A 15,027-nucleotide genomic window follows, 5' to 3' on the forward strand; every position below is an offset into this window, starting at 1 on the left:
CCCTCATGCTATACGAACATGCCGCAAAAAACAACATTCGCGAGCCACCTCGGCTTTTGCCGCCAGGAAATCCCCATGACGAACCCGACCCTTGACGAGATCGAACGCACCTTGAAGGACTCCGGAGGGGAAAACCGGCCGGCCGCCGCCGCTTATACCCCTGCAGCCGTGGCGCTGATCTTGCGCCGGGACGCCAGCGAGGTGTCGATCCTCTTCATCGAGCGCTCCCCCCACGATGGCGATCCCTGGTCCGGCGACCTGGGGTTTCCGGGCGGCAAGGTAGAGGCGGGCGATGCCGGTCCCCGTGCCGCCGCCGAACGGGAGACTCGGGAGGAACTGGGCGTTGACCTGGCCTCGGCCCGCCTGTTGGGTCGGCTTGCCGATATCGAGGGGGCCCACCTGCCGATCCGGGTGTCCTGCTTCGTCTACGGTGTGACCGGAGCACTTTCCCTTCACCCGGGCGGCGAGGTCCGCGACGCCTTCTGGGTCTCCCTGGAGGCACTGTGCGATCCCGCCCGCCACGTAACTGCGCCGGTCCGCTTCGGCGGCGAACCCTTCGAGCGACCGGCCATCATCCTTCCCGTGTCAGGAAAGCCGGTCCTGTGGGGGATCACCTACCGGCTCGTGATGCAGTTCCTGGCCCTCCTCGGCAAGGCACGGGGATGAGCGCCGTGGAGATCCTCTTTCGCGACCAATACCTGGTGGCCGTGCACAAGCCGGCCGGGCTCCTGGTGCACCGAAGCCCCATCGACCGCCATGAAACCCGTTTCGCCCTCCAGGAGGTGCGCGACCTCCTCGGCCGCCGGGTCTATCCCGTTCATCGCCTCGACAAGCCCACCTCCGGCGTCCTGGTGTTCGCCCTGGACCCGGCAACGGCCCGTTCGCTCGGCGATGCCTTCGCCGGCGGCCGGGTGAACAAGACCTACCTGGCGGTCACCCGGGGGATTGTCCCGCCGGAGGGAATCATTGACCACTCCCTGAGCGAAGAACCGGACCGGCTGGACGGTGCGAAGAGCTCACCAGCAGCGCCTCAGCCGGCGGTCACCGTTTTCCGGCGACTCGCGGAAGCAGAACTGCCCGTGGTAACGGGGCGCTATGCCTCCTCCCGCTACTCACTTGCGGAACTAACACCCCACACCGGCCGCCGCCACCAGCTGCGGCGCCACATGAAGCACATCTTCCACCCGATCATCGGCGACACCACCTACGGCGAAGGGCGCCACAACCGCTTCTTCCGGGAAGAGTTCGGCTGCGGCCGTCTCCTGCTCCATGCCGCGGAGCTTTCGCTGCCGCATCCCGCAAGCGGAGAAACCCTGACCATCGCCGCACCGCCGGACCGGGAGCTCGCCCGCCTCCTGGATCGCCTCGGCTGGCTGGCTGCGGCGACCGGTCGCGGGCGGCCGGGCATGCCTGCGCCGCCTTGATTTTTGCCGTGGCGGCGCGTATGGTACGCGCAGGGACAACCATTGCGCGCTGTGTTACTCTTTTCAGGCAGGGAGGTACATGTCATGGGAGAGAATACGAGTCTTGAGAAGGCTACCTTCGGGGCCGGCTGTTTCTGGCATGTGGAAGAGGAGTTCCGCCGCGTGCCCGGAGTCGTCTCAACCCTGGCGGGATATATGGGGGGATGGAAGGAACACCCCACCTACGAGGAGGTCTGCTCCAAGACCACCGGCCACGCCGAGGTGGTGGAGGTGACCTTTGACCCCGCCGCCGTCACCTATGACCACCTGCTGCGGGTCTTCTGGGACTGCCACGACCCGACCCAGCTCAACCGGCAGGGCCCCGACATCGGCACCAACTACCGCTCCGTCATCTTTTACCACTCGCCGGACCAAGAGCGGGCGGCCCGGGCCTCCCTAGAGCACGAGCAGCGTTCCGGGCGCCATGCCCGCCCCATCGTTACCGAGATCGTTCCGGCTGCCACCTTCTGGTGGGCCGAGGAATACCACCAGCACTACCTGGAAAAACGGGGCGGCGGCAGTTGCCGCTGGTAGGCCGGCGGATATTCTCCGCGAGCCCGGCGCGTGAACTCCCGCCCACGGGCAAATGACCCGACGCACGCACACTATCCCCATCCCACGAGGATCCCATGAACATCATTGACCTGCGCAGCGACACCGTTACCCGGCCGAGCCCTGCCATGCGCGCCGCCATGGCGGGAGCCGAGGTAGGGGACGACGTCTATGGCGAAGACCCGACCGTGAACCGGCTGGAGGAACTGGGCGCCGCCACGCTCGGCACGGAAGCGGCCCTGTTCACCGCCAGCGGTACCCAGGCCAATCTTCTGGCTCTCCTGGCCCACTGCCGGCGTGGTGACGAATACATTGCCGGCCAGACCGCCCACTGCTATCGCTACGAAGGGGGCGGTGCCGCCGCTTTGGGGGGCATCCAGCCCCAGCCCCTGGAGGTGGAACCCGACGGGACCCTCGATCTCTCAGCCGTGGCCGCCGCCATCAAGCCGGACGACCTCCACTTCGCCCGCACCCGGCTCCTCTGCCTGGAAAACACCCATGCCGGGCGGGTTCTTCCCCTGGACTACCTGGCACGCGCCAGACGGCTCTGCAACGAGCAGAGCCTTGGCCTGCACATGGACGGTGCCCGCATCTTCAATGCCGCCGTAAAGCTCGGCGTACCGGTCCGCGAGATCGCCGGTCACGTGGATTCGGTGTCGGTCTGCCTCTCCAAGGGGCTCGGCGCCCCGGTGGGGTCGCTGCTCTGCGGGGGAAGGGAGTTCGTCGCCACGGCCCGCCGGTGGCGCAAGGCGGTCGGAGGAGGCATGCGCCAGGCCGGCATCCTGGCGGCCGCCGGCATCCTGGCGCTGACCGAAAACGTTGACCGGCTCGCCGAGGACCATGCCAACGCCCGCCGCTTGGCCGAGGGGTTGGCCGCCATCCCGGGGCTGGGCCTTGACCCGTCCCAGGTCCAGACCAACATGGTATTCCTGTGCCTCCCTCTCCGGACGGCGGACCGGCTCGCCTCATTTCTCAACGAACAGGGAATTCTCATCTCCGGCCGGGAAAGTATCCGTCTCGTCACCCACCTTGACGTAACCTCTTCGGACGTGGAACGGGTTATCGCGGCATTCGGCGCATTCTTCGCCGGCCACGGCGAGATGCAACCGGGAGCATCGTCATGATGGTCCGCAGTCTCACAGCCATGCTTGTCCTTGCCGCTACCGTGGCGCTCACACCGGCACTGCTCCATTCCGCCCCGGACAAGCCCGGCCGGACAGCCGAATCCCGTAACCCCTCAGTGGTCATCTTCGTCGGTGAAGGCTGACCCTACTGCGATGAGGTGGAAAGGTTTTTCACCGAAAAGGGCATCCCCTACACCTGCCGCGACATCCGCCGCGACCGCGCCGCGTTCCGGGAGTGGCGCGAGCGCTACGGCGGCGAGATCGTACCCATGGTAGTCCTCGATGGAGGAAAGAAGGTTATCGACGGCTGCGACATTCCTGCCATCGAACGCGCCCTGGCGGACATTCGCTCCTCCCGGCCGTGAGCACCCCGTGCGCCTCGCACACATCGCAGCAACCCAACCCCTTGTTATTCGACGAAAACCCCCACAGCTTTTTATTGACTTTTAATGTGAGCTCTTTTATTGTTTCGGCAATTCTCATGACAGAGGAGACCGGACTCATTCCCATCCGCTAGGACGGCGGCCCGCGCGATTCACCCGGAATCAGACCTTTCCTGGCATTTCCCATCACAGCGAACGGTGACTCACGGTAGCCGGAGTGCTTAACGGTACCGCCGTGCGTCCATGCCCCGTCATGCCCATCGATGCCGGGTTCGATCCTGCCTTCGGCCGTCGCACAGCAGCGGCCGGCAGAGAGGTTTATCCATCCATGCATCTGACCGACTGCTTCACAGACGTTATGGCCTACCTGAACCACTCCCTCCGGACCATCGGGGTCCGACAGCCCCCCTACGGAGAAATTCGCTGTGAAATCGAACGGTTCATGGCGACGGCGGATGCCGCAGCCCGCAGCGAAGGGCTCGACGGGGAGGAATTCGACCTGGCGCGCTTCGCCGTCTGCGCCTGGATCGACGAAGCGATTCTCTCCTCATCATGGGAAGAAAAAAACACCTGGCTGAAGGAACAACTCCAGCGCATCCACTACGCCACCACCGACGCGGGGGAGGAATTCTTCACCAGGCTCACGGCGCTCGGGCTCAATCAGCGGGAGGTGCGGGAAGTGTTCTATCTCTGCCTGGCCTTCGGCTTTACCGGCAAATACTGCAAGCCTGGCGACGAGTACCACCTGGAACAGTTGAAAACCGCCCAGCTGAAACTGCTGATGGGAAGTTCGGTAGGACTTCCCTCTCTGGAACGGACCGAACTCTTTCCCGAGGCATGGCCGTCGGGGCCGGCACCGGCAACCGTCCGCCCCGGACGCGGGCAGGGAAGCCGGGCGTTCCTGGTTGCCGTGGCAGCTGTGCCGGTGGCCTTGTTCCTGATTCTGCTCCTGGCCTACCGCTTCACGCTCACGGGCGTGGGTGACACGTTCCTGAGGACGGTACCATACTGAAATGAGCGAACGGATGATGAAATCGCTGAAATGGCTGCTGCTGGCGAGTGTCGTCGTGCTCACGGTATTCCTGGTGGCCGGGATCGTCCTGGCGCTCGACTGGCCCTGGTGGGTGACCTTCTGCCTGTTGCTGCTCCTTGCCGGAATCGCAGCGGGGGCCATACTGCTGCGGTCCCTACTGCTGCGGCGCCGGGAGCGACACTTCGTCAGGGAGGTTATCGAGCAGGAAAAAGACACCCTCTCCACCCTGTCAGACGGAAGCCGTACGCATCTGGACCAGCTCGCTCAACAGTGGAAAGAAGGGGTGGGAGCCCTCAGAGGCTCGCACCTCAAGCGACGGGGCAACCCCCTCTACGTGCTCCCCTGGTACCTGGTCATCGGCGAGAGCGGTTCCGGCAAGAGCACGAGCCTTGCCAGCGCCCGTCTCCCCTCTCCCTACACCGATTCCCGACGGTCCGCCGATGATGCCGGTACGCGCAACTGCGACTGGTGGTTCTTCGAAGAGTCCGTCGTGCTCGACACGGCGGGCCGTTACGCCGTGCCGGTCAACGGGGAGCGGGACCGGGACGAATGGCAGAAGCTCCTGGCGCTGCTGGTCAGGCACCGGAGACGCGAACCCCTGAACGGTCTCGTCCTGACCGTGGCGGCAGACCGACTCCTTGCCGGCGGACGGGAGGAAAACGCCGAGGAGGGGCGTACCATGCGCCGCCGGGTGGATGAACTGATGCGCGCCCTGGGGGTGCGGGTACCGGTTTACGTGCTCGTAACCAAGTGTGACCTTATCGAAGGGATGAACTGCTTCGCCGAACTTCTGCCGGAAAAGGCGCTGCGCCAGCCCATGGGCATGATCAACCGAGATCTGACCGCCAACGTGGGCTCGTTCACGGCCAGGACCATGGAGACGGTAACCGAGCGACTCAGAAGTCTCAGGCTCCAGATCCTCCACCGGCCCGAAGCCCGCGACGCGACGCCGGCTCTCGCCTTTTTCCCCGAGGAATTCGCAGGGCTCCGCGAAGGGCTCACCGCGTTCATGGAAGGGACGTTCCGCGAAAACCCCTATCAGGAAACCCCGTTGCTGCGAGGGGTGTTCTTCGCCAGCGGCCGTCAGGCCGGCAGCCCCCGTTCCCGGTTCAGCGGGACACTGGGCACCGTTGCCGGGCCCCAACCGCTCCCCGACACCAGCCGTGGCATCTTCCTCCACGACTTCTTTGCCCGGGTCCTTCCCGCCGACCGGGCACTCCTGACCCCGACACAACGGTCTGTCCAGTGGCGCACCGTCACCGGCAACCTCGGGCTCCTCTCCTGGCTGCTGGTGGGGCTGGCCCTGTGTGGCCTCTTGTCGTTTTCCTTCGTGAAGAACATGGCCACCATTCGCGAGGTATCGCGCCAATTCGAACGGACGCCGCCCATCAATGCTGATCCGGTGAATAATCTCCTGGTCCTGGAGAGCCTTCGCCAGGGGATTCTGCGCGTGGAAGAGCAGAATCGCGCCTGGTGGGTGCCCCGGTTCGGCCTTAATGAAAGCCGGCGGGTTGAAGCTGTTCTCAAGGACAAGTTCTGCAACCAGTTCCGGGATGGCTTTCTCGCCCCCTATGACCGTCACCTGGCCGAAGAGCTGAACGGTCTCTCCGCGGCCACGCCGGACGAACTCTTTGCCCGGTACGCCATCCACCTGACGCGACGGATCAACATCCTTACCGCCAGCCGGGCAGGCAGGGGGCTCGATGAACTGCGCGCCCTCCCTCAGCCGGCGTCCCTGTCGTTCATGGCCGCTGAGACGCCGTCGGTCGCCGACGCGCACAAGCGGTTCGGAGAGCTCTATCTCCACTATCTTGCATGGCGATCCGACTCTCCCGACTTGGCCCGCGAGGCGGCCCAGCTCCAGGGCTGGCTCAGGCGGTCCCTCGCGCTCAAAACCGACAGCCTTTCCTGGCTCGCCCCCTGGGTTGACCGTCATGGGGGGCTATCACCCGTAACCCTGGCGGAGTTCTGGGGAGGAAGCGTGCCGGCCCCGGATGAGCCGACGATCACCCCGTCCTTCACCGGCAAGGGTAAAGACCGGATTGACGGGCTCATGCGCGAACTGGAGACCGCGGTGGGCGACTCACGACTTCTGGCGAAGGCACGGGCAGGGTTCGTCCCCTGGTACCGGGCCCTGTGCCTGCAGGCGTGGCAGGGATTCGCAGCCTCATTCCCCCGCGGCGCCGAGAGGCTTCGGGGCAGCGGCGAGTGGCAGCAGGCCGCTACCCGGATGGCGACCGAGCACGGTCCGTACTTCGCGTTCATCACCCGGATGACCCAGGAGTTGCACACCCTGGCGGGCACGGAGGGACTCCCTCCCTTTGCAGCACAGCTCTTCGCATTCCAGATTGCGCGAACCGGGGGAGCCGTCTCGCACGATGCAGCAGCCAACGTCACCGCCGAAAGCCGTCGCCTCATGGCCTCCATCCGCAGGAGGCTGGGAAACGAGGCTGCGGCCAGCACCATCGATCCGACCTTCATGGCATCGCGCAGCTGGCAGGAATACCAGGCAGCCCTGGCGGCCATCGCTCCAGCCGCATCATCGCGGCAGCAGGCCTTCCAACTGGCATCCCAGACCTTCACCGATGATCCCGCCACGGGGAAAACCCCATTCCATGCAGCCTGGAATGCGGCCGCACGGCTGAAGCGGGATATCGCCGGCGCCGGTGCCGACGACGCCTTCTGGCGCCTCGTCACCGGTCCCCTCGATTTTCTCTGGGGATATGTCAGGCGCGAAGCCGGTTGCCAGCTCCAGACCCTCTGGGAGGAGCAGGTCCTCGCCCCCACCCTGGGCATGCCCCCCCAACAGGCGGGGCCAATGCTGCTGGGCGCCGATGGCCTTGCCTGGCGCTTCGTGAAGGGCCCGGCCGCCCCCTTTGTCCGGGGCACGGCAGCGGGGTACGCCCCCCGGCAGGCACTGGGCGGAGCGCTGCCGCTGGAGGGATCCCTCTTCGCCTTTTTGGGCAAAGGGGCACAGCTCAATGCCATGGCATCCGGCCGGCAGTCGAACTATACCGTAGCAATCAAGGGACTTCCCACCGATGCGAACCCCGAGGCCCGGATCAAGCCGCACGGCACGCGATTGGAGCTCCAGTGCGCCGGGCAAGCCCAGGCTCTCGCGAACCACAACTTTCCTGCCGGCAAGACCTTTTACTGGTCGCCCGACAGCTGCGGCGACGTGATCTTCCAGATTGAGGCGGGCGACCAGGTACTCACAAAGCGATATGCTGGACCCCAGGCATTCCCGGACTTTCTACGCGAGTTCGCCAGCGGGCATCGCACGTTTGCGGCCGGAGAGTTTCCCGGCGAGAAAGATGCGCTGGCTCGCATGGGGATCACCTCAATCCGGGTAAGCTACCAGTTCACCGGCAGTCAGCAGGTGATCAGGCAGGGCGGCGCCATGGCCGGAGCCACGGCTCCACGGATGATCGCCCGGTGCTGGTAGGGCCACACTCTCTGTGGCTGTATCGCAGGAACAAGGAGCGGAACTGATGCCCTCCGTTGATCCGTGCTGGCGCTGGTCTGCCTTCGGCAAACATCCTGCCGCAGCTGACTATTTTCGGCTCGGTGAGGATTCTCCCTTTGTCGAAGGATTGGCCGCATGGGTGGAGAACGGGTACCGGCATCTCATCAGTCGGCACGAAGCGACAATGCCGTTCTGCTCCTGGCGCTTCTGGGCCCGCGGGTTCGGCCGGGATTCCCTTGTCCTTGGAGTGGTCCGGCTCTCCAGCGACAGCCTCGGCCGCTCCTATCCGCTGCTCATCATGGGAAGCGGCCCCCTTGAGGGATGGGAAGAGCAGTGGGACCTGCTCCCTTTTGCTTGTGAACCGTCATGGTGCCAGATCGAGTACTTGGCGACGCATTCCTTTGATGGTCTGAAGCACGTGGGTGAAGAACTCCGAAGGGTTCGCCCCCCCGGGTCGGACTGGGACGAGCTGGCGGAACGGCGCCGCGGCCTGAACCGGCTCGGTTCCCCCCTTGATCCCTATGCATCCTTCCTGGACATCCCCAGTCTCGAACGACTGGTCGCCGAACATTCCGGCCGGGAAGAGTTTTCCGTCAGACTCGACCGGGGGCCGGTGCATGACAAAATCACCCTGGTAAGCCTTTGGCACCTCCTGACCAAGAGGACCGTCAAAGGAGTCCCCCACACCCTTTTCATGGGCGGCAACCTGGAACACTCCTTTCTCGCCTCCTTCCGGCGGGCCCTGGCCCCGGGGGATTTTCTCCACCTCTGGTCCGCGCCGGAGGCAGGAGGATGGCACGACAGCATCGGAACGGGGCACGCCTTGGACATTGCATCTATCGGAAAAGAACCGGTGTGCCCCGAACGGCCGGCCGGCGAGGATATTCGCTACGATCCCCTCTTCGACGCGCTCCAGGCGGAGGTTGACAAGCTCACCTCCCCCGCCGTGGCCGGTGCCGTCGACTGGGAACGGGTGGTACATATGGCAGCCGACATCCTCGCCACCCGGTCCAAAGACCTCCTTGTGGCGAGCTACCTGGCAGTGGGACTCGTCCAGACCCGCGGGGGTGACGGCCTCGCTCTGGGGCTCACTGTCTGGCGCGATCTCCTGGAACGGTTCTGGTGCACCCTCTACCCCACCCGCACACGGGGGCGCCAACGATCGGTGGAGTGGTGGCTGGATCGGACCGTGATCGCCCTGCATCATCAGGGAAACTGGTCCCTTCCCCCTGAGCAACACGGCATTGTGCTGGAAACCCTTGGCGCCATAGACCGCTTTCTGGGAGAGCGCCTGGAGGATGCCCCCTCCCTTACGAAACTGAGGCAACTACTGGCGGACATGGCGCCGGAAGGCGGAGAAGAAACGGCCCCCGAAGCCGTGGTTGCTACGCCGGCTCAAGCCGAGGCTCCCGCCACTGGCCTATTCGCTCCGCCCCGTCAAACCGCCGCCCCCGCCGTGGAGCCCCCCTGTCAGGCGATTGCCACTGGCTCCTCCCTTCAGATGCTGGAGGAAGCGCTTCGCCAGGTGGGGGAGGCGGCCGGCGCCCTCATCCAGCAGGATCCCGCGGCCCCCGTATCCTATCGGCTCTCCCGCCTTGCCGCCTGGGGGAAGGTAACCGAGCTCCCGCCGTCGATAAACGGACGTACCCGAATCCCTCCTCCCGAGCGGCAGGTGCTGACCCTTCTCCAGGAACTGGCCAGCCACGGAGACGGCGAGGCGCTCCTGAAGGCGGCTGAGGCGCGGCTTCCCCAGTTCATCTTCTGGCTCGATCTGAGCCGGCTCACCGCCAAGGCTCTCTGCCGCCTCGGCGACCGCTTTGCCGCCGCCCGCGAAGCGGTCTGCGCGGAGACGGCCGCCTTTGTGGGTCGGCTTCCGGCCCTTCCTGACCTGACCTTTGCCGACGGCACTCCCTTTGCCGCCCCGGAAACCCGCCAGTGGCTCACGGGGCTCGCACAGCGCGGGGCATCCGTTGCAGACTGCCCTGCGGTGGGTCATAACGACGGCCGCGCCGCGGCCATTGCCCGGGAGGTGGAAGAGGCCCAGGCTCTCATTCGGGACGGCAAACTCCTGGAGGCGGTGGAGCGGTTCCAGAAACAACTCGGCAACGGCGCCTCCCGCAAGGAGAGGCTCCACTGGCGTCTCGCCCTGGCCCAACTCCTTGTGAACACCAATCGGGCCAAGCTGGCGCTCCCCCATCTAGAGCAGGTCGTGGCGGACATCGAGGCCTTCGGCCTCGAAGAGTACGACCCGGCCCTGGCCCTGCGGGGGCTGAAGCTCGCCTGGGCCGGCTTCGATTCCCAGATCGAGCCCCGCTTCAAGGAAAAGGCCGCCGATGCCCTCCACCGGATCGCCCGCCTCGATCCGGTGGAGATGGTGCGACTGACGAAGGGGTAGATAACGATGGAACAGGATTGCGAATCGATTGCTTGCGGAAAAGGCTCCAAAACCAGGGCCCAAAAATCCGGAACCGGCGGGCGGATCGCCGTGACCGGTTTCGGCCTCGTGACCCCCATGGGAGTTACGTCCTGGCGCTCCGTGTCAGCCGTGATCCGCAACCGCAGCCACTTCGCCTGGCACGAAACGGTTCTGGTGGCCGACGCCCCCGACGGCACCGCCCTGCGTGGTGCGACGATCAGCCGGGTTTCGGGGGAAGGCGTGCGGTTCGGCCTGACCGGGAGCGAGCGAAGTCTGGCGCTCTTGGCACCGGCGCTCCGGGAGGCCACCAGCGGCCTTTCACCCTCCCCTGGCGACGCGGTGCCGGCATGGATCATCAATGGGATCCCTTCGGAAGAAGTCGGGGCAATTCCCTGTCCGGCGGACATTCTTCCCCTCCTCTCTCCGATGGAGCATCTACCGGTTGGCCGGGAGGCAGGCTCCGGACGCTGCCTCTTTCTTGACCGGGTAGCCGAGGCGGCGAAGGCCCTCAGAGAGGGGAGATGTCCGCGGGCGCTCGTCGCCGCCGTCGACTCCCTCTGCTTCCTGCCGGTGCTCGAAGAACTCCTGGCGGCCGGCAGACTTCTGAGCGGGCCGAACCCCGAGGGGATCATCCCCGGAGAGGCGGCCGGAGCCATCCTCCTGGAGCGGGAAGAGTCGGCACGGAAGCGGGGCGCCCCCATCTACGCGTTCGTCTCATCACGGGGCCACGGCATTGATCCCGCTCCCCGCACCGGAGGCCGCCCTTCGCAGGGGAGGGGGCTCACCGAAGCGTTTTTTCAGGCCTTCGATGGACTTCCCACCACCGGTGGAGAGATGGGGCTGGTCGTCGCCGACCTGAACGGCGAACGGCAGCGTGCGCTGGGATGGGCCGTGACCGAAGAACGGGTTTTCGGCCCCTCACACCGGGAGCGGCAACTGTGGCTCCCCGCCTTCTCCGTCGGGGAATGCGGCGCGGCCCTCGGCGTGGTGCAGACCGTCGTCGCCGTCGCAGCTCTTGCCAAGGACCTCGCCAACGGGGAGCAGGTCGCCCTCTGTTCCTCCGATGACGGAGGAGAGACACGGGTACTCTGTCTCGATCAGGGGGACTTCGCCGATCGCCATGCCCTTAACCGGTGGCGGCGGGAGCGGCAGGCGAAAACGAACGAAAGAGTAACCTGATGGGAGCAACGCTTGTCGTCAACGGCCAGACCGTCGTCCACAAGGAAAGCGGCGGCGTAGTCACCACCACCGACGTCTGCAAGACGCCGGTGGGAAACACCGTGGTGCCGATTCCCTACACCAACGTCGCCCGGTCGGTCGATGTGGCAAACGGCAGCAGTACCGTGGCCGTGGACGGCCACCCGGTCATGCTGAAGGATTCGGTCTTCAGCCGCAGCAGCGGAGATGAGCCGGGCTCCCTCGGCGGCGTCGCCTCCGGGGTCACCGGCGGCAAGGCGAAGTTCGTCAACTTCTCGAACAACGTCTTCTTCGAAGGACGCCCGGTCTGCCGCCGTCTCGACCCCATGGTCAGCAACCTCTCCGGCACGGGGAACACCCCGCCGGCGCCTCTGATGCAGGAGAATATAGCCGTGGCGGCCGACGATCACCAGGGGCACCGGATACCGTTCACCTTCTCCTTCAGGCATCCGGACTTGAAAAGCGGCAGGGTCGAATTCCCCTCATTCACCGCCCGGCACGCCATGGAGGGAACGACCGATCCGGGGGATGACCCCGACGGCTACTGCGACGACGTCCACCTCGCCGGCGCGCCGGGGACCCACGACCTGAGGTTCGCCGACTTCGAGCGCGAACGGAAGAAACTCCCCCGCGAGGAGACCACCACATGACCATATCCGCCACCCTGCGCAGGGCGCTCCTCTTCCTGCTCATCACGCCGATCGTCACCCTGCTTGCCTGCACGAGCAGCGAAGGGACGCAGAAAAAAAGCACGCAACCCTCGACTGACAAAGGAGTACCACGGATGACCACCTACCCCATCGGAAGATTCGCCATCGATGTGCCGGCGGAGATGAAGCTGGTTCACCAGTGGCAGAGGCTCCGCTACGCGGAGATCGAGGAGTTTGCCTGGTCCGGCAGCGTTCCCCGCGAACGGGCCCGTGACGAGGCATGGAAGAAGCGCCTGACAGAGATCGGCAAACTCACTCCACCCAAAGGAAAGGAGCGGGTGATCATCGAGACTCGCGAGTTTCCCGGTGTTGGGGCGTGGGCGCGGGGAATCCTCTTCTACGGCAACAGAATGAGTCCAAAGGACGGGAATTGGCTGATTCTTATGGATGTGGGTCAAACTGCTGCATGGCTGGAATTAAAGGGGCTCGTTCAATACGAGCAGGATATGCTTCACGATCTGACCGAGATTGCGAAATCTTATCAAGCTCGTCGCTTCGGCGATCTCAAACTCCCCCCTGGCAACTGGTTCTATACCGAACGTGGTGCCATCAATCTCCCCTACCTGGAGCAGGAAACGGCCGCCGCCCGGTTCGAGGGGCACCCGCTGGGGTTGGAGATCGACATCGAGACAACGGAGACGCACAAGGTAGAAGAAGCCGGTCTCATCAAAAAGACCATGGCCGCCATGGCGACAGGATTCGCCACCGGTTTGGATATCGACAAAATCCGCTCCAGGAAAAAGACTGTTGCCGGCCTCGACGGAGAAGAAGAAGTTCTCAAAATGAACGATGGCAACAAAACCGTCTTGAACTTCGCATGGGAATACCGGGGAAGAAAGGATTCCGGAGAGTATCCGGAGATACGCATTACCATGGACAGCGCTGATGGCAAACTGGAGCAAAAGCTCCAGGTCTGGGACGCCATCCTTAACTCGCTGAAACCGATGTACGGAACCGGCAGATAACGGGGAGAACCACGGGTGAGTATTTCCTCGGAAATCAACCAGATCGACATCAAGTGGTGGGAGCTGTTCGACACCATACGGGGTCTCAGGACCGAGGTGCAGAACCGGATCGTCATCGAGCGGGAGGTGATCCCGATCATCTTCGTCCCCGGCATCATGGGAAGCCGACTGAAGTTCGCCAAGGGGAAGAAGCAAGGGACGAGAGCATGGGACCCCGACTCTTCTGGCTTCATGTTTTTGAATTACGGCAGATTCGACGTTTCCGCAAAGAAAAAGAAGGCCCTCCTCGTCGGCCCGGAGTTCGATCCCGACTACCTGGAGGTCGACACCAACAACCCGAAGCTCGACAAAAGTTTCCTGCGACGCTACCCGAGAGCCGACAAACGGGGTTGGGGCGGGGTCATGTGGGGGAGTTACGGACCGATCCTGCGGGCACTTCACGATCACCAATGGGAGGAACCGGTGGGACACTGTTTCGAGTTCCCGGTCCACGCCTTCGGCTACAACTGGACCGCCTCCAACATGGAGGCCGGCAGGAAGCTGAAGGAGTATATCGGTGCCACCATCGACCACTATGCCAAAGGATTGAGGGACGAAGCGGGGCGCCCCCTGGAACGCCTCTGCACTCGGGTTATCCTCGTGACCCACTCCATGGGAGGGCTCGTGGCCCGGTCCGCCTGCGTGCTCCACGGTGCCGCAGAAAAAGTGCTCGGGGTCGTCCACGGCGTGCAGCCGGCCACCGGCTCACCCGCCGCCTACTGGCGGATGAAAGCCGGGTTCGAACGCCCTGCCGGCGGACCCCGCAAGAGCATCTGGGATTGGTTTCTCAATCCCGTGAAGATGTTCGAGCGGCGGGCCATGGGGTATGCCTCGGCCTGGATCCTCGGTACCGACGGTGAGGAGGTGACGGCGCTCTTGGGGAACATGCCGGGGGGGCTGCAACTGCTGCCGAATAAGGATTACCGGGACAATAGCGGCAGCCGGCAGTGGCTCGCCTACCCAGGGGCCGACGGCCGTACCCTGAGCCTTCCCCGGAGCGACCCCTACGAGGATATCTACCGCGTCCGAGACAACGTACCCTGGCGGATGGTGAACCCGGACTGGCTCGATCCAGGGAATCCAACTGGCAGCTCCAAGAGCTATCGGAGCAAAACATCATGGGATCATTATGAGGAATATCTCCTTGAGGCCGAAGAATTCCACGACAACCTCGGCTCCCGGGTCCACGACGACACGGTCCAGTTCTACTCCACCACCCTCGACTCACCGGACCGGATCGTTTACACCCGCGAACCCCACGTGCATTCTACGCCCCACCAGTTCAGGAATAAGGGGGCATTCCGGGCCTATGTGGACAGTAACGACGAAATACGGGAAACCTTCGCAGGAGCAACGGCGGTGGTCGCCCTGGAACCCTTCTCCGGCACCGGCGACGGCACCGTCCCCGATTCGTCGGGCAAGGCCCTGAAGGTTCCCACGGCACGGATCGGTCGGGATTCGCCCGCCGATTTCTTTTCCATCGACCATCAGGGAATCTATGGGACGGATACAGCGAAGAAAATTGTCTTCACCACCGTCTGGAACCTGGCGATCAAGCGGATCGAGGAACAGGTGGGGGGGCCGGCCGGTGATTGAAGGCAGGCTGAACCAGTACGGTTGACAGAAGGGTAAAGCTAAATTCAACGGGATACACGCCACGGACGGCACGTTCCCATCAC

The 15,027-nt window shown here is 64.5% G+C and carries 12 protein-coding genes; all 12 read left to right on the forward strand.

Annotated features, from left to right (window positions below):
• Positions 1–75 precede the first annotated feature (75 nt).
• The 12 genes from GS_RS15860 (at position 76) to GS_RS15915 (ending at position 14,944) form a co-directional block, all read left to right on the forward strand.
• A complete protein-coding gene (locus GS_RS15860) occupies positions 76–666 on the forward strand; it encodes an NUDIX hydrolase (RefSeq protein ID WP_010943780.1) in 591 nt (196 codons plus the stop codon).
• Positions 663–1,424, forward strand: coding sequence for a tRNA pseudouridine(65) synthase TruC (locus tag GS_RS15865; RefSeq protein ID WP_235044922.1), 762 nt, complete (start codon positions 663–665; stop codon positions 1,422–1,424). The genes GS_RS15860 and GS_RS15865 overlap by 4 nt, the downstream gene beginning before the upstream one ends.
• Positions 1,425–1,508: 84 nt before the next feature.
• Positions 1,509–1,997 carry a peptide-methionine (S)-S-oxide reductase MsrA gene (gene msrA, locus GS_RS15870; RefSeq protein WP_010943782.1) on the forward strand — a complete coding sequence of 163 codons (489 nt, stop codon included), beginning with the start codon at positions 1,509–1,511 and terminating at the stop codon, positions 1,995–1,997.
• A 95-nt stretch (positions 1,998–2,092) separates the two neighbouring features.
• On the forward strand, positions 2,093–3,139 hold the full coding sequence (gene ltaE, locus GS_RS15875) for a low-specificity L-threonine aldolase (RefSeq protein WP_010943783.1): 1,047 nt from the start codon (positions 2,093–2,095) through the stop codon (positions 3,137–3,139).
• Positions 3,136–3,504, forward strand: a complete 369-nt coding sequence (locus GS_RS15880) for a glutaredoxin family protein (protein ID WP_010943784.1) — start codon at positions 3,136–3,138, stop codon at positions 3,502–3,504. The genes ltaE and GS_RS15880 overlap by 4 nt, the downstream gene beginning before the upstream one ends.
• Positions 3,505–3,775: 271 nt before the next feature.
• Entirely contained in the window at positions 3,776–4,534 is a 759-nt protein-coding gene (locus GS_RS15885; RefSeq protein ID WP_235044923.1) for a DotU family type IV/VI secretion system protein, read from the forward strand.
• Between the two features lies 1 nt (position 4,535).
• Positions 4,536–8,000, forward strand: a complete 3,465-nt coding sequence (locus tag GS_RS15890; RefSeq protein WP_010943786.1) for a type VI secretion protein IcmF/TssM N-terminal domain-containing protein — start codon at positions 4,536–4,538, stop codon at positions 7,998–8,000.
• 46 nt (positions 8,001–8,046) lie between these two features.
• A complete protein-coding gene (tssA, locus tag GS_RS15895; protein WP_010943787.1) occupies positions 8,047–10,416 on the forward strand; it encodes a type VI secretion system protein TssA in 2,370 nt (789 codons plus the stop codon).
• Between the two features lie 6 nt (positions 10,417–10,422).
• The gene (locus tag GS_RS15900) at positions 10,423–11,616 is read left to right on the forward strand and encodes a 3-oxoacyl-ACP synthase (protein ID WP_010943788.1); all 1,194 of its coding nucleotides are present in this window, start codon (positions 10,423–10,425) and stop codon (positions 11,614–11,616) included.
• Positions 11,616–12,284: a DUF4150 domain-containing protein gene (locus tag GS_RS15905; protein ID WP_010943789.1), complete on the forward strand. Its 669-nt coding sequence runs from the start codon at positions 11,616–11,618 to the stop codon at positions 12,282–12,284. The genes GS_RS15900 and GS_RS15905 overlap by 1 nt, the downstream gene beginning before the upstream one ends.
• Positions 12,281–13,309 (forward strand): T6SS immunity protein Tli4 family protein, encoded by a 1,029-nt coding sequence (locus tag GS_RS15910; protein ID WP_010943790.1) that lies wholly within the window; start codon positions 12,281–12,283, stop codon positions 13,307–13,309. Before GS_RS15905 ends, GS_RS15910 begins: the two co-directional genes overlap by 4 nt.
• 15 nt (positions 13,310–13,324) lie before the next feature.
• On the forward strand, positions 13,325–14,944 hold the full coding sequence (locus GS_RS15915) for an esterase/lipase family protein (protein ID WP_010943791.1): 1,620 nt from the start codon (positions 13,325–13,327) through the stop codon (positions 14,942–14,944).
• The last annotated feature ends 83 nt before the right edge of the window (positions 14,945–15,027 follow it).

The sequence above is a fragment of the Geobacter sulfurreducens PCA genome, from assembly GCF_000007985.2.
Taxonomy (GTDB): Bacteria; Desulfobacterota; Desulfuromonadia; order Geobacterales; family Geobacteraceae; genus Geobacter; species Geobacter sulfurreducens.